15 protein-coding genes and 1 pseudogene are annotated in these 18,500 nt (G+C 67.1%); 7 read left to right on the forward strand and 9 right to left on the reverse strand.

From position 1 onward, the window contains the following. Positions 1–101: 101 nt before the first annotated feature. Positions 102–710, reverse strand: coding sequence for a TetR/AcrR family transcriptional regulator (locus QRM95_RS03000; RefSeq protein WP_285246385.1), 609 nt, complete (start codon positions 708–710; stop codon positions 102–104). Between the two features lie 137 nt (positions 711–847). Continuing rightward, positions 848–2,131: an MFS transporter gene (locus QRM95_RS03005; protein ID WP_285246386.1), complete on the reverse strand. Its 1,284-nt coding sequence runs from the start codon at positions 2,129–2,131 to the stop codon at positions 848–850. A gap of 116 nt (positions 2,132–2,247) precedes the next feature. Here QRM95_RS03005 and rraA point away from each other — a divergent pair, with 116 nt between their 5' ends. From rraA to QRM95_RS03020, 3 genes are all read left to right on the forward strand, one after another. Then, complete coding sequence (gene rraA / locus QRM95_RS03010) at positions 2,248–2,742, forward strand: ribonuclease E activity regulator RraA (protein WP_285246387.1); 495 nt, start codon at positions 2,248–2,250, stop codon at positions 2,740–2,742. Positions 2,743–2,868: 126 nt separating this feature from the next. Further along, on the forward strand, positions 2,869–4,533 hold the full coding sequence (locus QRM95_RS03015; RefSeq protein ID WP_285246388.1) for an MDR family MFS transporter: 1,665 nt from the start codon (positions 2,869–2,871) through the stop codon (positions 4,531–4,533). A 199-nt stretch (positions 4,534–4,732) separates the two neighbouring features. Beyond that, complete coding sequence (locus QRM95_RS03020; RefSeq protein WP_285246389.1) at positions 4,733–6,175, forward strand: sugar porter family MFS transporter; 1,443 nt, start codon at positions 4,733–4,735, stop codon at positions 6,173–6,175. A 78-nt stretch (positions 6,176–6,253) separates the two neighbouring features. Here the strand turns inward: QRM95_RS03020 and QRM95_RS03025 are convergent, their stop codons facing one another. The 6 genes and pseudogenes from QRM95_RS03025 to QRM95_RS03050 all read right to left on the reverse strand — a co-directional run bounded on the left by QRM95_RS03025 (position 6,254) and on the right by QRM95_RS03050 (position 12,718). Beyond that, the gene (locus tag QRM95_RS03025; protein WP_285246927.1) at positions 6,254–7,480 is read right to left on the reverse strand and encodes an MFS transporter; all 1,227 of its coding nucleotides are present in this window, start codon (positions 7,478–7,480) and stop codon (positions 6,254–6,256) included. 28 nt (positions 7,481–7,508) lie between these two features. Beyond that, positions 7,509–7,946, reverse strand: coding sequence for a MarR family winged helix-turn-helix transcriptional regulator (locus QRM95_RS03030; RefSeq protein WP_285246390.1), 438 nt, complete (start codon positions 7,944–7,946; stop codon positions 7,509–7,511). A gap of 41 nt (positions 7,947–7,987) precedes the next feature. Then, positions 7,988–8,475, reverse strand: a pseudogene (locus QRM95_RS03035) (GNAT family N-acetyltransferase). 211 nt (positions 8,476–8,686) lie between these two features. Then, positions 8,687–9,850, reverse strand: coding sequence for a mannitol-1-phosphate 5-dehydrogenase (locus QRM95_RS03040; RefSeq protein WP_285246391.1), 1,164 nt, complete (start codon positions 9,848–9,850; stop codon positions 8,687–8,689). Further along, positions 9,850–11,901: a PTS mannitol transporter subunit IICBA gene (locus QRM95_RS03045; RefSeq protein ID WP_285246392.1), complete on the reverse strand. Its 2,052-nt coding sequence runs from the start codon at positions 11,899–11,901 to the stop codon at positions 9,850–9,852. Before QRM95_RS03045 ends, QRM95_RS03040 begins: the two co-directional genes overlap by 1 nt. Positions 11,902–11,989: 88 nt before the next feature. Then, positions 11,990–12,718 (reverse strand): TetR/AcrR family transcriptional regulator, encoded by a 729-nt coding sequence (locus tag QRM95_RS03050; RefSeq protein ID WP_285246393.1) that lies wholly within the window; start codon positions 12,716–12,718, stop codon positions 11,990–11,992. Positions 12,719–12,878: 160 nt separating this feature from the next. Here QRM95_RS03050 and ptsP point away from each other — a divergent pair, with 160 nt between their 5' ends. From ptsP to QRM95_RS03065, 3 genes are all read left to right on the forward strand, one after another. Further along, positions 12,879–14,564 carry a phosphoenolpyruvate--protein phosphotransferase gene (ptsP, locus tag QRM95_RS03055; RefSeq protein WP_285246394.1) on the forward strand — a complete coding sequence of 562 codons (1,686 nt, stop codon included), beginning with the start codon at positions 12,879–12,881 and terminating at the stop codon, positions 14,562–14,564. A gap of 54 nt (positions 14,565–14,618) precedes the next feature. Continuing rightward, complete coding sequence (locus QRM95_RS03060) at positions 14,619–15,041, forward strand: helix-turn-helix domain-containing protein (protein ID WP_285246395.1); 423 nt, start codon at positions 14,619–14,621, stop codon at positions 15,039–15,041. Between the two features lie 83 nt (positions 15,042–15,124). After that, positions 15,125–15,859 (forward strand): alpha/beta fold hydrolase, encoded by a 735-nt coding sequence (locus tag QRM95_RS03065; RefSeq protein ID WP_285246928.1) that lies wholly within the window; start codon positions 15,125–15,127, stop codon positions 15,857–15,859. Between the two features lie 16 nt (positions 15,860–15,875). On the opposite strand, the gene QRM95_RS03070 is transcribed toward QRM95_RS03065, so the two are convergent. After that, positions 15,876–17,096 carry a PucR family transcriptional regulator gene (locus tag QRM95_RS03070; protein WP_285246396.1) on the reverse strand — a complete coding sequence of 407 codons (1,221 nt, stop codon included), beginning with the start codon at positions 17,094–17,096 and terminating at the stop codon, positions 15,876–15,878. Between the two features lie 234 nt (positions 17,097–17,330). Here QRM95_RS03070 and ald point away from each other — a divergent pair, with 234 nt between their 5' ends. Beyond that, positions 17,331–18,449 carry an alanine dehydrogenase gene (gene ald, locus QRM95_RS03075; protein ID WP_285246929.1) on the forward strand — a complete coding sequence of 373 codons (1,119 nt, stop codon included), beginning with the start codon at positions 17,331–17,333 and terminating at the stop codon, positions 18,447–18,449. Positions 18,450–18,500: the final 51 nt, after the last annotated feature.

Here is an 18,500-nt window from a genome sequence, read left to right on the forward strand (position 1 = left end):
TCAAAGAGCCACTCAAGCAGTGCCAAAAGGTTTAAGCGGGTGCTTTAGTGACCCAGATCACGGCATTATGGCGGATTTAATTGCCTACTGGTCTAGACCAGTTACGCCGTTTTGGTCACTGTTAATCCGGATTCAGCGTCCGGAGACAAGCGCCCGCAGGCCTTTTTGAGGTCTTCCTCGGCTTCGAAGAGGGAAAGCCGGCGGTTCCGTACGGACTGGACCAGACCAGTGACAGTCAGCAGGAGGACCCGCGCGCCCACCGCATCGCCGCACGCGCCGGCAACGAGCTTCTCACTGAGCGCGTCGATCTCGCGCAGGAGCTCCGTGGTATCCCGCTCCGGCAGGTAGACACTCCGGCTCAGGCACTGCTCCACGGCAGGCTGCATGACGCGCATGTGGAAGATCTCCATCACCAGGCCGGAGAGTGCACGGCCGCGGAAACGCGGCGATGATCCACGGGCACCGGCCTGCAGCTCATCCAGCTGGTGCCGGAAAAGCGCGAGCATCAGGTGGGTGGGAGACGGGAAATACCGGTAGAGCGTCCCCAGCGGGACGTCGGCTTTTTCTGCGACTTCGGACAGCTCCACGGCGTCCAGCCCCTTGCGGGCAAACCCTGCGGCGGTATCGAGGATCCGCGCGTAACGGAGGCGCTGGCGGGGAGCGGAAGGCCGGGCGGCCATGGGCGGATGGTCTGAAAAAGTCTCGGGCATCAGCATTCCGGGGTTGTGTTTTAGGGGACTGCGGCCAGGAGTGCCCCCACTTCCGTACCACCCTGCAGCCCGGTTCAACTATACGGCAACCGCACCGAGCAGGTTGGTCAGCGGGCTTACCTTCCGCCGTCTTGGGGTCAGTCCACACCCTTGATCTTGACGACGAAAACAGCGCCCAAAAGCCCGATGACGGCGGCGGTCAGGAACAAGGTCCGGTAGCCGCCCGCATACGTCACGGCCACCAGCGCCAAGGCCGGGGCAACCACCTGGGGCAGGGAGTTGGCCACGTTGATGACGCCCATGTCCTTACCGCGGCTGACGGCGAACGGGAGGACCTGGGTCAGCAGTGCGAAGTCCACCGCAAGGTAGGCTCCGAAGCCGATGCCCAGGACCGCCGCCCCGGCGAGGGCGCCCGGCCACACCGGGAAGAACGCCATGATGGCCCCGGCCATGGCGATCGTGGCGGACGAACCGATGACGAACGGCTTCCGCCGGCCCACCCTGTCGCTCCAGGGACCGGCCAGGACGGCGGTGATCATCACCATCACCGCATAGATGCCAGTCAGGACCAGCACCCCGGTGGCCGGATCCGGGTAGCCGATGACGTCCCGCAAAAAGAAGAGCAGGTAGACGATGGTGAGCTGGTTGCCCACGTTCACCAGGAAACGCGTCAGCCACGCCCAGGCGAAGTCCGGATACCGCACCGGGCTGATCCAGAATCCCTTGAGAAAGGCGCGGGGGCGGAAAGCTTCCAGTTCCGACGCCGGCAGGGCGGGATCGTTCCGGTGGAAGAGGTACGGCAGGACGGACAGCAGGAGGGCCGCGGCGCACAGCCAGTAGCCCACCATGAAGTTGCCTGCAACCACCGCCCCGAAGACGGCGCCGGTGAGGATGCCCAGGGTCTGGCCCATCGCCGCGAGTCCACCCACACCGCCGCGCTGGGCGACCGGCACCCGGTCCGGGACAGCGGCGGTGATGGCGGCGTAGGCGGCGTTCGCGCCCAGTTGCACCAGGCACCAGAAAAGCACCATGAGCGCCACGGCCCCTGAAAACGACATGGCCAGCAGGGCCGCCGTCGCCAGGACCGCCCCTGCCAAAACCCATGGGGCGCGGCGGCCAAAGCTTGAGGTGGTCCGGTCCGAGAGGGCGCCGAAAAGCGGGTTGGCCACCAAGGACACGGCGGCACCGCAGGCCGTCACCAGGGAAAGGATGGCTTCCTTGCTGGGCGCGTCGATGCTGATGGCTTGTTGGCCGATGAACACGTTGATCGGGCCGAAGAAGGCCGCGTTGATGCCGACGTTCACCAATACCAGGCCGGTTACCCACCGCGCGGTGACCTTCTGCACCGGCTCGGCGAGCGCCGCCGTCGCACTTTCCGGTGGAGGGCCGCCCGGCGGCAGAGGCTTCTTGGACAGACTCATTGGCTTGGCTCCCCCTGGTGCGGCCGGTTGGCGGTGGGAATCAGACTATCGTGGGCCGTACCTGGCCGCTGGGCCCCGCCCCGGCCGCCCCGTCACTGAAGACCAAGGAGCAACAGATGAGCGCACCCACTCCCGCAGGAAACGCACCCGTGAACACTGCAGACCTCTATGACGAGCGCGGCTCCGAACTGGCATCGATCTCCCTGCAGTTCCAGTCCCTGGGCGGCCGGACGCATTTCAGCGGCCCGGCCCGGACCATCCGGTGCTTCCAGGACAACGCCCTGGTGAAGTCGACGCTGGCATCCCCCGGGAACGGCGCCATCCTGGTGGTGGACGGCGGCGGATCGCTGGGGACGGCCCTGATGGGGGACATGATCGCCGAAAGCGCCGTGGCGAACGGTTGGGCCGGCGTCGTGATCAATGGCGCCATCCGGGACCGGGAGGCCCTTGCCCGGCTGGACCTTGGGGTCAAGGCGCTCGGCAGCAACCCGAAGAAGAGCCTGAAGGCCGGCGCCGGGGAGGTCGACGTGGACGTGGTGATCGACGGCGTCACCATCCGTACCGGGGCCGGCATCTGGTGCGACCCCGACGGCATCCTCGTGGAGGCCTAGGCAGGGAGCGCACCCGGCACCGCCCGCCGCAGAAAAATTGGCAGGGCAGGGAATAAAAAGTGCGAGTAAGATAGTTACTGAAAGCAACTATCGCTGCTTATATCCTTTTCTTCCCCTGGAGCCCCCATGTCTAAAGCCTCTGCCGCGCCCCGCGCCGGAGAAACACTGACGCAACGCCAGATCGTCACGGTAATGGTTGGCCTGATGCTGGGCATGTTCCTCGCATCCCTGGACCAGACCATCGTTTCGACGTCCATTTACACCATCGCCAACGATCTCGACGGGCTCTCGCTGCAGGCGTGGGCCACCACCGCGTACCTGATCACGTCCACCGTCAGCACCCCGCTGTACGGCAAGTTGAGCGACATCTTCGGCCGCCGGCCGCTGTACCTGACGGCCATCGCCATCTTCCTGGTGGGTTCGCTCTACGCGGGCTCTGTGCACTCGATGACCGAGCTGGCCATTGCCCGCGGCATCCAGGGCCTCGGCGCGGGCGGGCTGCTGGCCCTGGCGCTGACCATCATCGGCGACATCGTCTCCCTCAAGGACCGTGCCAAGTTCCAGGGCTACTTCATGTCCGTCTTCGGCATTTCCTCGGTTCTCGGTCCCGTGGTGGGCGGCGCGTTCGCCGGATCAGCGAACATCCTGGGCTTTGACGGCTGGCGCTGGGTCTTCTTCATCAACATCCCCATCGGCCTTGCCGCCCTGACGGTGGTGTTCCTGTTCCTGCACCTGCCGGCCAAGCACCTGAAGCAAAAGATCGACTACTGGGGCGCCGCGGCCATCACGGTGGCCATCGTTCCGCTCCTGCTGGTGGCCGAGCAAGGCCGTTCCTGGGGCTGGGCCTCGGTCAACTCCTTCCTCTGCTATGGCCTGGGCGTCGTGGGCATTGCCTGGTTCCTGCTCGCCGAGAAGCGCGCCGGCGACTACGCCCTGATCCCGCTGCGGCTCTTCCACAACGTCACGTTCGGGCTGTCCTCGCTGCTGAACTTCATCATCGGCATCGGCATGTTCGGCGCCATCGCCATGCTTCCCATGTACCTGCAGCTGGTGAAGGGCCTCACCCCCACGCAGGCGGGCCTGATGATGATCACCTTCACGGTGGGCATCCTGTTCGGTTCCATCACCGCCGGCCGCACCATCTCCGCGTCCGGAACGTTCCGCATCTTCCCCATCATGGGCACCGGCATCCTGACCGCTGCCGCGCTGGTGATGGGCTTCTCCCTGGGCGTGGACACAGGGCTATGGGTTCCCGGCCTCATCGCCGTGTTCTTCGGCATCGGACTGGGCTTCTGCATGCAGCCCCTCACCCTTGCCATGCAGACCTCCGTTCCGCCGCGCGACATGGGCGTAGGCACCTCCTCCGCGGCCTTCTTCCGCTCCATGGGCGGCGCCGTGGGGACCGCCGTGTTCATCTCCATGCTCTTCAGCCTGGCCGCCAGCCGGATCGCCGACGGCATGAAGAGCGCCACCACGGACCCCGCCTACCTCGCCGTCCTGAAGGACCCGGCGGTCGCGTCCGATCCTGCCAACGCCAAGCTGTATGACTTCTTCAAGAACGGCGCCTCCAACGATTCGCTGAACGACACCAGCTGGCTGCACAGCGCCAACTCCACCCTGACCAGGCCCATCACCGAAGGCTTCGCCACCTCGATCGACACCGTGATGCTGACCGCTGCCGCCCTGACGGGCCTGGCGTTCCTCATCAGCTTTGCGTTGCCGCGGAAGAAGCTGACGGACCAGAAAGCCTCGCCGCAGGACAAGGACGACATGCAGATTCCGGCCCACTAGGCCCGGAAAAGCACGGACAAACGACGACGGCGGCACGGCCCGCCGTCGTCGTTTTTCGTTGTGGGGCAAGGGGCGCCAAGTGGAACCTGCGGCGGTGACGTGCCACACTGTTTAGCGCGTGTGCGCCGGCCAGTTGGGCCGGTACCGCAGCCGACGACGTCCGCACCGCATCCATAAACCCCCAACACCAGGGAGAACCATGCCCACTGCACAGGAGCAGACAACCACCCGGATTCCGCGGCGGGTGATCTGGCTGGCGCTCGCGGGGGCGGTGGGCGGATTCCTCTTCGGCTTCGATTCGTCCGTGGTCAACGGTGCCGTGGACGCCATGAAGGAAGAATTCGCCCTGTCCGAGGCCGTGACCGGCTTCGCCGTCGCCATCGCGTTGCTTGGCTGCGCCGCCGGGGCCTTCCTGGCCGGCAAGGTGGCGGACCGCTACGGCCGCATTCCCGCCATGAAACTGGGCGCCTTGCTCTTCCTGGTCAGCGCTGTGGGCACGGGCTTCTGCTTCGGCGTCTGGGACTTGATCTTCTGGCGCCTGGTGGGCGGCCTGGGCATCGGCCTGGCATCGGTGATCGCCCCCGCCTACATCTCAGAGATTTCACCGCGAAAGGTCCGGGGACGCCTGGCCTCCCTGCAGCAGCTGGCCATCACCACCGGTATCTTCGCGGCCCTGCTCTCCGATGCGCTCCTGGCCACGACCGCCGGCGGCGCGGACCAGTCGTTCTGGCTCGGTATCGAAGCCTGGCGGTGGATGTTCCTTGCCGCCGCCGTTCCCGCCGTCGTCTACGGCTGGGTGGCCTTCACGCTGCCTGAATCCCCGCGCTTCCTGGTGTTCCAGGGCAAGGAGGACCAGGCACGGAAGGTCTTCGATTCGATTGCGCCCGCCGAGGACACCGACCGGCACATCCGCGACATCCGGGAAGCCATCGAGGAAGACAAGCTGGCCGGTCAAAAGGGTTCCCTCCGCGGCAAGGCTTTCGGCCTGCAGGCGGTGGTGTGGGTGGGCATCATCCTGTCCGTGCTGCAGCAGTTCGTGGGCATCAACGTGATCTTCTACTACTCCACCACCCTGTGGAAGGCCGTCGGATTCCAGGAAAAGGACTCGCTGGCCATTTCGGTGGCGACGGCCGTCACCAACATCCTGGTCACCCTGGTGGCCATCGCCCTGGTGGACCGTATTGGGCGGCGCCCCATCCTCCTCACCGGGTCCGTGGGGATGGCGTTGTCCCTGGGTGCCATGGCCCTCGCATTCTCCTCGGCAACGGGCAGCGGCGAGGACATCACCCTGCCGGGCGCCTGGGGTCCGGTGGCGCTGGTGGCAGCCAACGTGTTCGTGATCAGCTTCGGCGCCTCCTGGGGGCCGCTGGTCTGGGTGCTCCTGGGCGAGATCTTCCCGTCCAAGATCCGTGCCCGGGCCTTGGGACTGGCAGCTGCCGCGCAGTGGGTTGCCAACTTCGCCATCACCCTCAGCTTCCCGGTGATGGCCGCCGGCTCGCTGCCCCTGACGTATGCCATGTACGCGCTGTTCGCGGCGGCTTCCTTCTTCTTCGTGATGTTCAAGGTGCCGGAGACCAACGGAATGTCCCTGGAGCAGGCCGAGACGCTGTTCGTGCCCAAGGGTTCCAAGAAGGCCTCGTAACGCCAACCCGGCTTTCGCTGGAAACAACAAACCCTCCATCACCTGGCGTGATGGAGGGTTTGTTTGTTGTCGGGCCGCTTACACCACGTGTGGTTCGTGTGAGGACAGGTAGGCCCGGCCACCGAAGGCGATCAGGATGGCCACCACCATGGCCGCCGCGCCGGCAAAGAACGGAATCTGCGGGCCAAAGTGCTCACCGAGCTGTGCAGCCGCGAACGGGGCCAGCGCGCCGCCCATCCAGCGGACGAAGTTGTAGCCGGAGGACGCCACCGGGCGGGGCGAATCGGAAACACCCATGGCCAGTTCCGTGTAGATGGTGTTGTTGACGCCCAGCAGGGCGCCGGCAACGATCACCAGGACGACGACGGCCGGCACCGAATGCCCCGCCGCCAGGCCCAGCCCGGCCAGGTCCAGCATGAGCAGGAACAGCGTGCCGGTCAGCACCTTGACGGCACCGAAGCGGGCCTGCAGCGGCGGTGCCACGAAGACGGAGAACACGGCCACGGCCACGCCCCAGCCGAAGAAGACGCCACCGATTCCGTAGGCGTTCATGCCCAGGATGAACGGGGTGAAAGCCAGGATGGTGAAGAAGCCGTAGTTGTAGAACAAGCCGCTCGCCGCCGTCGTCCGCAGTCCCTTGTGGCCCAGGGCCAGCAAGGGGTCCCGCAGGCGGACCTTGCGCTCGGGCAGCGGCGTCTTGGGCAGCAGGGCGATCAAGGCGATAAAGGCGGCCGCCATGAGGACGGCGGTGCCGAAGAACGGTGCGCGCCACTGCCAGCCGCCCAGGAGGGCGCCCAGGAGCGGGCCGAGCGAGATGCCCAGGCCCAGGGCGGCTTCGTAGAGGATGATCGCGGTCCCGGCGCCGCCGCTGGCGACGCCGACGATGACGGCGAGGGCCGTAGCCACGAACAGGGCGTTGCCCAGGCCCCAGCCGGCCCGGAAGCCCACCAGCTCACTGACGCTGGCGGACAGGCCGGAGAGCGAGGAGAAGACGACGATGACGGCCAGGCCGATCAGCAGGGTCCGTTTGCCGCCGATCCGGGACGAGACAAACCCGGTGATCAGCATGGCGAGGGCAGTGACCAGGAAGTAGCTGGTGAACAGCAGCGAGACCTGGCTGGGGCTCGCCTGCAGGTTGGTGGCAATGGCGGGGAGGATGGGGTCCACCAGGCCGATGCCCATGAAGGCGAACACTGCAGCGAGCGCGGTGGCCCACACCGCCTTCGGCTGCTTGAGGAATGAGGCCTTTTCAGCCTGCAAGGTGTTTTCTGGTGCCGGCAGGGTTTCTGCGAGCTGGCCGTCCATGGAGGGTACTCCTAAATTCGTCACTGGTTCAGTTCTGGAGGTAAGCGTTGATTTTGTCGATGACCGGCAGCGCGTCCGCCAGGGCTTTGCGGTCCTGGTCGCTGAGGGTGCTCAGGATGCCTGCCATCACCTGGTTGCGGCGCCGGTTTGCCGAGTCGACGGCGTCCCGGCCCTCGGGGGTCAGGATCACCCTGACAGCGCGGGAGTCGTTCGGATCCGGTTCACGGCGGGCCAGCCCGGCGCGCTCGAGCTTGATGATCTGCTCGGTGGCGCTGGGGACGCGGACCCCAAGATTGCGGGCGATCTCGCCGACGCGCTGGCCCTCGTCAAGCAGCATCTTGAGGGTGCTGAGCTGGGCGGCGCTGAGTTCACCGTCGGCGTCGAGGCGCCGGACCAGGTAGACGCTGTGGCGGAGGGCCTCGCGGAATCCGCTGGCAAGTTCCTGGAGTGCGTTTTCGTCGTTCATCGTTAGGTAGCCTAACATTTAGGGTACCTAACAGTCAAGGCTTAGAGAGTCAACTTCATCCCGACGTGGCTCGCCTCAAAGCCCAGCTGCCCGTAGAACCGGTGCGCGGCGGAGCGGCTGTGGTGCGTGGTCAGCTGCATCAGGGTGCAACCCCGGCGCCGGGACTCCGCGATGGCCCAGCCCACCATGAGCTTCCCCAGGCCCTGCCCGCGAAGGGACGCGGCAACGCGGACGCCCTCGAGCTGCGAACGCCACGCCCCCCGCCGGGAGATGCCGGGAAGGAAACTGAGCTGGAAGGTGGCCACCACGGTGCCGTCCGGGTCCCCCGCCGGCACGGTCTCGCCGACGATCAAGAGGTGGGCTGGGTCGGCGTCGATCGCGCCAAAGGCCCGCTGGTACGGCTCCATGTCCTGTGCGGTCTCGCGGCCGGCGCCCATGGCGTCGTCGGCGAGCAGTTGCACGATGGCCGGGAGTCGGCAGGGGTGGCGTGGCGGAGGCGGAACGTACCGCCGCCGACGTCGGCAATCATCAAAGGAGTCACGGCACGTTGGGTATCGGTCACCTGCCCAGCTTGGCACAGGATCTGAGCGGGGGTTTGGGGAAACCCGGCAAAAGGTGAGCGGGGGTTTAGGGAAAGCCCGCCAAAGGTGAGCGGGGGTTTGGGGGGCGCTGCACGACGGACGACGCCGGCACCCGCTCCTGCGATGAAGTGGGTGCCGGCGTCGTTTGGATGGCGCGCGTCAGGCGGGGGCGCCTGCCAGTTCAGCCTGCCGTTCCTCCACGAGGGTGGCGACGGCACTGAACAGCGGGTGGTCGGCTTCGAGTCCGGTGATCCTGGCCGTGGCGTCAGCCGGACCGGCGGAGCCGAGGATGCCCGCGAGTTCGGTGGCCTCCGCGTCTGCGGGATCGTTGAAGCGGAGTGCGGCAGCGATGGCGCCCAGCAGGGCCTCCGGCACCACGCCGCGTTCTGCCAGCTCCGCCGCCGGGCCGATGAACCGCTCGTGCCGGCTCAGCTTCCGCAGCGGGGCGCGGCCCACCCGGTTGACCGTATCCGGCAGGTACGGGTTGGAGAACCGGACCAGGATTTTCTGGACATACGCCTCCTGCTCGTCGTTGCTGAAGCCGTGCTTCGCCACCAGGAGCTGCTTGGTCTCCTCCAGCACCGCCCGGACATCCTCGGCCACATCCTGGTCCGCCATGGCGTCGGAGATCTTTTCCAGCCCCGCCTCAAACCCCAGGTAGGCCGCAGAGGCGTGCCCGGTGTTCACGGTGAACAGCTTCCGTTCGATGTACGGCGAGAGGTCGTCCACGAAGGTGGCACCGGGGATCACGGGGGCGGACTCGCCGAAGGCGGTCCTGTCGATCACCCATTCGTAGAAGGTTTCCACGGTGACGTCCAGGCCCTGGCCGGGCTCCTGGTTGGGCACGATCCTGTCCACGGCGGTGTTCGCGAAGACCACCTTCCCGTCCAGGGCCCCGGCGGCGGCGCCCGGCTGCGCGGCCACTTCCTTGGCCAGGATGTCCGTGGCGTTGATGGCGTTCTCGCAGGCCATCACCTGCAGGGGCACCCGGCCGGGCTCCCTGGCGACGATGCCCTTGGCGATCACGGGCGCCACGAACTTCAGGATGTGCGGGCCTACCGCCGTGGTGACGATGTCCGCGGTCGCGATCTCGGCGACCAGCTCAGCCTCCTGGGCGTTGGAGTTCAGCGCCCGGAAGTTGTCCACCGTCCGCACGGCGGGGTTCTCACCCACCTCGTGGACCGCGTAGCTGTCCGCGACCGCCAGCCGGGTGATCAGTTCCTCGGCCACGTCCGCGAACACCACCTCGTAGCCGGCATCATGCAGGAGCAGGCCCACGAAGCCGCGCCCGATGTTGCCGGCGCCAAAATGTACAGCCTTCACTATGCGTTGACCTTTCCGAAGAGCTCCAGGACTTCATCCTCGGACGTGGCAGCCTCGAGCCGGGCCACCTGCTCCTTGTTCGTGAAGACCTTGGCGATGGAGGACAGGATGTGCAGGTGTTCGTTGTTGATGCCTGCGACACCCACCACGAACTTCACTTCCTTGCCGTTCCAGTCGATGCCTTCGGGGTAGCGGATCACGGACACCGCAGACTTGCGGATGTGGTCCTTGGCGGCGTTGGTGCCGTGCGGGATGGCCAGGAAGCTGCCCATGTAGGTGGACACCGATTCCTCGCGCTCGTGCATGGCTGCGATGTAGCCCTCATCCACGGCGCCCCGGGTCAGCAGGAGCCTGCCGGCTTCGTCAATGGCGGCGTCGCGGGTGGTGGCCGAACCCGTCAGGACCACGCTCTCCCGTGCCAGGATCTCGGAGGTCCCGGCAGCGGAGGCTGCGGTTCCTGCCGCGGCAGCGGGCGCAGCGTCCACCGGAGCCTCGGCGGCGTGCGCGCCGTGGGTGGCGCCGGCGTCGGCCGAGCCATCGCGCTCGGTGTTGCTCTCGCGGACCAGCTCGACAATCTCGTCATACCGCGGGCTGCTCATGAAGTTGTCCACGGAGTAGTGCACGGCGCTGGACGTCGCTGGCTTGGCACGCTCGGTGAGGTCCTGGTGCGTCACCACGACGTCGTAGCTGTCGGTGAGGTTGGCAATCGAGGCGTTGGTGACCTTGACGTCGGGGAACCCGGCGGCCTTGATCTTGTTCCGCAGCACCGAGGCTCCCATGGCACTGGAGCCCATGCCAGCGTCGCAAGCGAACACCACGTTGCGGACCGGGCCGGCCAGGACGCCCACCCCGCCGCGGCCGGCCGCACCGGCGGCAGTTCCCATGCCGGCTCCGGTGAGGGTTGAGGCAACCGAGCTCTTCTTGCCCTTCATCTCCTCCATGCGGGCGGTGGCGTCGCCGAGGTCCGCCTCATCGCTGTGCTTGGTGGTCCGCAGGATGACCGAGGACACCAGGAAGGAAACTGCCGCCGCGAGGACCACGGACAGGATCACGCCGAAGTAGCTGTCGCGGGAGGTCTGCGCCAGCACGGCGAAGATGGAGCCCGGGGCGGCCGGCGCCACGAGGCCGGAGTTGGTGACGGCGAGGGTGGCGATGCCGGTCATGCCGCCGGCGATGGTGCCCAGGATCAGCAGCGGGCGCATCAGGACATACGGGAAGTAGATCTCGTGGATGCCGCCCAGGAACTGGATGATGGCTGCGCCGGGGGCTGAAGCCTTGGCGGCACCACGGCCGAAGAACGCATACGCGAGGAGCAGGCCCAGGCCGGGGCCGGGGTTGGCTTCCAGCAGGAACAGGATGGACTTGCCCTGCTCCAGCGACTGCTGCACGCCCAGCGGGGTAAGCACGCCGTGGTTGATGGCGTTATTCAGGAACAGGACCTTGGCGGGCTCGATAAAGATGCTGGTCAGCGGCAGGAGTCCGTTGTGGACCAGGAACTGCACGAAGTTGCCTGCAGCCGTACTGAACGCAGTGACCAGCGGCGATATGCCATAGAAGCCCAGCAGGGCCAGCAAGGCACCCCAAATGCCGGCGGAGAAGTTGTTGACCAGCATCTCGAAGCCGGGGCGGATCTTGCCGTCCCAGATGGAGTCGATCTTCTTCATGGTCCAGCCGCCCAGCGGGCCCATGATCATGGCGCCGATGAACATGGGGATGCCGGCACCGACGATCACACCCATGGTGCCGATGGCACCCACCACGCCGCCGCGGACGTCGTAGACCATCTTGCCGCCCGTGTAGCCGATCAGCAGGGGCAGCAGGTAGGTGATCATGGGGCCAACGAGGCCGATGTTGGGCTTCCCGTCGGTTTCGCCGAAACCACCCAGCTGCGGCACCGGCAGCCAGCCCTTCTCAATGAAGAGGGCGGTGATGATGCCCCAGGCGATGAACGCACCGATGTTGGGCATGATCATGCCGGACAGGAATGTCCCGAACTTTTGGACGTGCACGCGCGCGCTGGTGCGGGGTTTTGCAACTGTCTCTGTTGCCATGTGATTTCCTAACCGTCATTCCTGCTGCTCCGCAGGATGGTCCGAATGATTACGACGACGTAGTGCTGGGTAATGCGCTGATTGGGGCTTAGCCGGCGGTGCTGGTGGAGATCCGGTGCAGCCATTCGAGAAAGAGCTTGAGTTCCGAGCTGGAAAGCTGGTCAGAGTGCGAGGCCTGAAGTGCGGCGTTCAGGGCGATCGCTGCCACCACCACCGAGGACTTTCCGGTGCTGCCCGCGGCCGGGCCGCTGGCGGGCTCGGCGGACACCGCGAAGATCATGGCGTCCCGGGTCATGGTGGACAATTCGAGGTTCCTCTCGGCGACGGACTCCGCAATCAGCATCAACGTCACGCCCACATTGGCCGCCAGGATGGACCTGGCCGCTTCCCTGGGCTGGACGTTCAGCTGGCCCGCCGCCGCTGCCTTGTTCAGCATCTCCTCCATCAGCGACTCGGCGTCCGCCACGATGGCGGGCCGGCTTTCCGGGCGGATGTTGCCGAACATCACCAGGTACAGCTCGGGCTGGTTCAGGCCGAACTGGACGTGGTTGTCCCACATTCTCCGGATGTCCTCAAGCGGCTGTCCGGAAGGGGCGAAATCCCTTTCGCCCGCGACATATTCCTCAAACCCTGCGGCGACGACGGCGTCGAACAGTCCTTCCTTGTCACCGAAGTGGTGGTACAGCGTGGGCGCCGAAACGCCTGCCAGCTGGGTGATCTGGCGGGTGGACACCGGCGCTCCCGCGGAATTTGCCAGCAACTCCGCGGCTGCGCGGAGCAGCCGCATTTTGGGGGGAAGCTGGCCATCCAAACTCATAACCGCTACCCTAGCACCTATAGCGTTGCTATATGAACTGAATCACATACAATTTTTTCAGGCACGTTTCCTGCCCTGGACGTAGCAGTCCACCGGCAGCCCCGGCACGGCGCCGGAGACCTTGGCGGGCCTGTCTACCGGCAGAGAATGAGGACCTTCAGTGCAGAACTTCCCAGGAGTAGGCGTCAGTCCGGGCCGCGTCATCGGCACCATCCGCCAGATGCCCAAACCAATCAGCGAGCCGCCGGCCGGCGAGCAGCTGGCGGCCGGCACCACTGCCGAAGAAGCGACTGCAACATTGAAGGCCGCGGCCCAGGCCGTGCACGACGAACTGAAGGACCGGGCCACCCATGCCGTGGGTGACGGCAAGGCAGTCCTGGAAGCCACCGCGCTGATGGCCAAGGACACCATGCTGATCAAGGGCGCGGCCAAGCTTGTGGCCCGCGGGACCTCCGCCGAACGCGCCATCTGGGAATCCGGTTCCTCGGTTTCCGAGATGCTGCACAACCTGGGCGGCTACATGGCCGAACGCGCCACCGACGTCCTGGACGTCCGGGCCCGGATCGTCGCGGAGCTCCGCGGGGTTCCCGCCCCCGGCATCCCCGCCTCCAACACCCCGTTCGTCCTGGTGGCCGAGGACCTGGCGCCGGCAGACACCGCCACGCTGGACCCCAACAAGGTCCTGGCGCTGGTCACTGCCGGGGGTGGCCCGCAGTCCCACACGGCCATCATCGCCCGGTCCCTGGGTCTCCCGGCAGTCGTTGCCGCCGTCGGCGTTGACGAACTCGCGGACGGCACCGAGGTGTACGTCGACGGCGCTGCCGGCAGCATCACCTCCGAACCGGACGAGACCCTCCGGGCAACAGCCGAGGCCTGGGCTGCCACGGCGTCGCTGCTGGCAGAATTCAACGGCACGGGCACGACGGCGGACGGCCACGAGGTGCCGCTGCTCGCCAACGTGGGCGGCGGCAAGGACGCCGAGGCCGCTGCGAAGCTCGGAGCCCAGGGCGTGGGCCTGTTCCGCACCGAGTTCTGCTTCCTGGAACGCGACACCGAACCCAGCGTCGAAGAGCAGGCAGCTGCCTACAAGAGCGTCTTCGACGCGTTTCCCGGCAAGAAAGTGGTCCTGCGCACGCTGGACGCCGGCGCCGACAAGCCCCTGCCCTTCCTGACCGACTCCACGGAACCCAACCCGGCCCTGGGGGTCCGCGGCTACCGCACCGACTTCACCACCCCCGGCGTCCTTGACCGGCAGCTGGAAGCCATCGCGCTGGCCCAGCAGCAGTCCGAGGCCGACGTCTGGGTCATGGCCCCCATGATCTCCACCGCCGAGGAAGCCGCGCGCTTCGCCTCCATGTGCGCGGACGCCGGCATCAAGACCCCCGGCGTCATGGTCGAGGTCCCCTCCGCCGCCCTCACCGCCGAAGCGATCCTCCGCGAAGTGGGCTTCGCCAGCCTGGGCACCAACGACCTCACCCAGTACGCCATGGCCGCCGACCGCCAGCTCGGCCCCCTGGCCAACCTGAACACCCCGTGGCAGCCCGCGGTCCTGCGCCTCGTCGGGCTCACCGTTGAAGGGTCCAGGGCCGAAGGCCACAACAAGCCCGTGGGCGTCTGCGGTGAGGCTGCCGCGGACCCCGCCCTCGCCGTCGTCCTCACCGGGCTTGGCGTGACCACCCTGTCCATGACGGCCCGCTCGCTCGCCGCGGTGGCCGCCGTGCTGAAGACGGTCACCCTCTCCGAGGCCCAGGAACTGGCAAAACTTGCCCTGTCCGCGCCGAGCGCCACGGAAGCCCGGGCATGGGTACGGGAGAAACTGCCGGTCCTGGAGGAACTGGGGCTCTGATCCGGAGGAACCGGCCTCGCCTGCCGGCACCCGGACGCGGGATAGGCTACGTCCATGGCATTGATAGCCCCCCGCGTTACGGCCGGCCTGCCCGCAGGCGAGGCCGGCAGCCTTGCGCGCGCCCTGAAGGACAGCAACGACATCACCGTCTTCGTTGACGGCACCGTCCACCGCCTGCCCGCGCAGGCACGGGACGCCGTCGTGGATCTCCTGGCACGGCTTGGCCGCGGCGAAACGGTGACTGTGAGCAGCGTGGAGGAAATGCTGACCACTTCCCAGGCCGCGGAACTGGCGGGGATCTCGCACACGTACCTGCGCAACATGACGGACCGCGGCGAGATCCCGGTGGAGTACCGCGGCTCGCACCGCAGGATCCGGCAGGCCGACATCCTTGCGTGGCTGGAGCAACAGAAGCTTGAGGACCGGAAGCGCAGGCAGGACAAGGCCGACGGCGGCCACGCCGGCGAGGCGGAGTAGTGCGGTTTCCCCGTGGCCTGCTCAGCCGGAAAGACGCCGGGCTGCGCTCTACGGAGGTGGCCGCCAATGGTTTGACGGGGAGGTTGTTCTGGGCTGGCGGTACGCCCGCACCCGGACAGCGCGCGGCAGGCAACCCCGCCGGACCGGCCTATGTGCTCATCCACGGCATCGGCGTCTCCCACCGCTACCTTCGACGGCTGCACGGGGAACTGGCCGGCGCCCCCACCTACTCCCTTGACCTGCCGGGGTTCGCCGGCACCCCCCGGCCCGGCAGGCAGCTCTCCGCGGCGGACTACGGCGCCTTCATCGCCCAGGCATTGAAGGCAAGCGGCATCGACTCCTACATCCTGGTAGGACACTCGATGGGCGTGCAGTTCACCATCGAGGCCGCGCTCTACGCCCCAGAACGGGTGCGCCGGCTGGTCCTGATGGGACCTGTGGTGGACTCCCGGCACCGGAGCGTCCTGCGGCAGGGTGTGGCGCTCTCCCTGGACGCGCTGCTCCGGGAAACTCCCTCATCCAACTGGATTGTCCTCACGGACTACTTCCGCTGCGGCCCGCGCTGGTACTTCACCGAGGTGCCGGTGATGATGGGATACCCCACGGAGCGGCGGCTGGGCGGCATCAACGTGCCCGTCCTGGTCCTGCGCGGCAACCATGACCAGGTGGCCGGGCCGGAGTGGTGCATTCGGCTCGCCCAGGCCGTGCCGCAGGGAAGCTTCGTAGAGATACCGCAGGCAGGCCACGTGGTCCAGCATGTGCGCCCGCGGCAGGTGGCGGAGGCCATCCGGTCCTTCGTCGGGGCACCCTCCCGCTAACCCCGGATTCCCGGCGTCAGATCCTGGGCCTTGCCGCCCAGCGCCGCATCTTGAGCGCGGCGTGCAGTTCCAGCCGCGGCAACCCCTTCAGCGGGTCCACCCCCAGCAGTTGACGGATCCGCCCCAGCCGGTTGTAGATGCTGCTGCGGTGCAGGTGGAGCCGGGTGGCCACGTCCTGGACGGAGCCATCATTGTCATACAGCAGCTCCAGGACGGGGATGAGCTCGCCGTTGCGGTCGTGGTCCTCAAGCATCCGGAAGTACACGGACCCGGAGTCCGCCCACGCACCCACTCCCCCGCCGGCCGACGCGAGCAGCTGGTAGACGCCGGTGGCGCGGCAGTCCACGAGTTCGCCCAGCTGCGGGTCGACGGCGGCCGCCTGGGCTGCCAGCCGGGACTGCCGGTAAGCCTCCGCGAGCTGGCGCGTCCTGGCGAACCCCTCGCTGATCCCCAGGATGATCCGGTGGACCGGCCGGCCGGAGCGCTTGGCCAGCTCCAGCTGGTAGTGCACCAGCACCCGGGCGTGGTTGGCCCTGCCCGTCGATTCGCGGAACAGCACCACCGAATGTGTTTCGGTGCCGGCGCTGAAGAGGGCGGCATCCACACCCACCGTTGCCTGCAGCGCCGTTGAACGGTGGATCAGGGCCGATGCGATGGGGTCCGGCCCGCTGGCCCAGCCGTCCGCGTCGAGGATGGTGACCATCTGCCAGGGGCCGCGGCCCTGGACTTCCTTCCAGCCCGCCACCGCCGCCACCGCGTTGGGTTCCCCGGCGCAGGCTGCCAGGAACTCACGCTCGCGGCCCCGCCGGAATTCGGATTCCGCCGTGTTCGAGTCGAGCAGGAGGCCGGAGAGCAGCTCAAGCTCGTGGTTGACGCCGGGCAACTGGGTGAGGATCGCCGTCGGACTTTCCTCTGCCGAGTCCTGCTGCACCCACAGGTAGCCGACCCGGAAGCCCCTGACCATCAGCGGGACGCAGACCCGGCCAAGCATGCCCAGGTCCGGGTTCCCCGGGATCACCACCGGCCGGACGGCGGTGGCGATCCCGTGGGAGAGCTGCCAGGCGCTGACATCCGCCGGGACCTTCTTGCTCAGCAGGAAGTTCACCCGGACGCGGTCGGCGTGGGACTGGTTGGAGCTGTAGGCAAGCAGCAGGCCGTCCAGGTCCTCGAGGGACAGGCCGCGGCCGAGCTTCTGTGCCACCTGTTCGACGAGTTGTTCCACACCCTGCTGCTGCATGGGCTCACACTACTGCCTGCGCAGCCGGTCCCACGAACCAACACGAGGCGACACCTGACGCTTCAGGAGTCGACAGTTGTCGAGCGCGACGCGGCAAAAACCCCGGAATTACGCGGCTCCGCCGGCCGGCCCCGCACCGGTCCATGTCGTCTGGCTCACAGGCGGAATTATCGTTGAAACACGAAAATCCTTCCACTTTTCCCGGCCCGCCGGGACCACACCTTGGAGCAGACGATGATCATCGGCGTCCCCAAAGAGATCAAGAACAACGAATTCCGCGTAGCGATCACCGCTGCCGGCGTCCACGAGTTCCGCACCCACGGCCACACCGTCCTGGTGGAGCGCGGGGCCGGCCTGGGCTCGGGCATCACGGACGAGGAATACGCGATCGCGGGCGCCGAGATCGTCAATGACGCGGACGACGTCTGGTCCCGCGCCGACATGGTCATGAAGGTCAAGGAACCGGTGAAGGCCGAATACCACCGCTTCCGCAAGGGCCTGATCCTCTTCACCTACCTGCACCTCGCGGCCGAGCCGGAACTGACACAGGAACTCATCAACTCCGGCGTCACCGCGATCGCTTACGAGACCGTGCAGGAAGGCCGCACGCTGCCGCTGCTGGCCCCGATGTCCGAGGTGGCCGGACGCCTGTCCGTCCAGGTGGGCGCCACCTCGCTGATGGCACCGGCCGGCGGCAAGGGCGTGCTGCTGGGCGGGGTCCCGGGCGTCCGTCCCGCCAAGGTGGTTGTCCTGGGCGCCGGCGTGGCCGGAACCAACGCCGCCGCCATGGCCCTGGGCCTGGGTGCCGACGTGACCATCCTGGACATCAACATCAACCGGCTCCGCGAACTCGACGCCCAGTACCAGGGCCGGCTGAAGACGGTTGCCTCCAACAAGTACGAGATCGAAAAGTCAGTGGTGGACGCCGACCTCGTAATTGGTTCGGTGCTGATCCCCGGCGCCAAGGCCCCCAAGCTGGTCACCAACGACCTCGTGGCCCGGATGAAGCCCGGCTCAGTGCTGGTGGACATCGCCGTGGACCAGGGCGGCTGCTTCGAGGACACCCACCCCACCACGCACCAGGAACCCACCTACAAGGTGCACAACACCATCTTCTACTGCGTGGCCAACATGCCCGGCGCCGTACCCAACACCTCCACGTACGCACTGACCAACGTCACCCTGCGCTACGCCGTGTCCCTGGCCAACCTGGGCGTCAAGGCCGCGTTCGACCGCGACCCCGCCCTGGCCGCCGGCCTCAACATCGCCGCCGGCCACGTGGCACACCACTCCGTGTCCGAGGCGCACAACCTGCCGCTCGTCGCCGACTGGCACGACCTGGTCTCCGCCTAAGCCCTTCATCGATTGCTCCGTACTTGTCCTTTTGAGCCCTCAAAACGGCAT

Source organism: Pseudarthrobacter sp. efr-133-R2A-89 (assembly GCF_030209315.1).
Classification (GTDB): Bacteria; Actinomycetota; Actinomycetes; order Actinomycetales; family Micrococcaceae; genus Arthrobacter.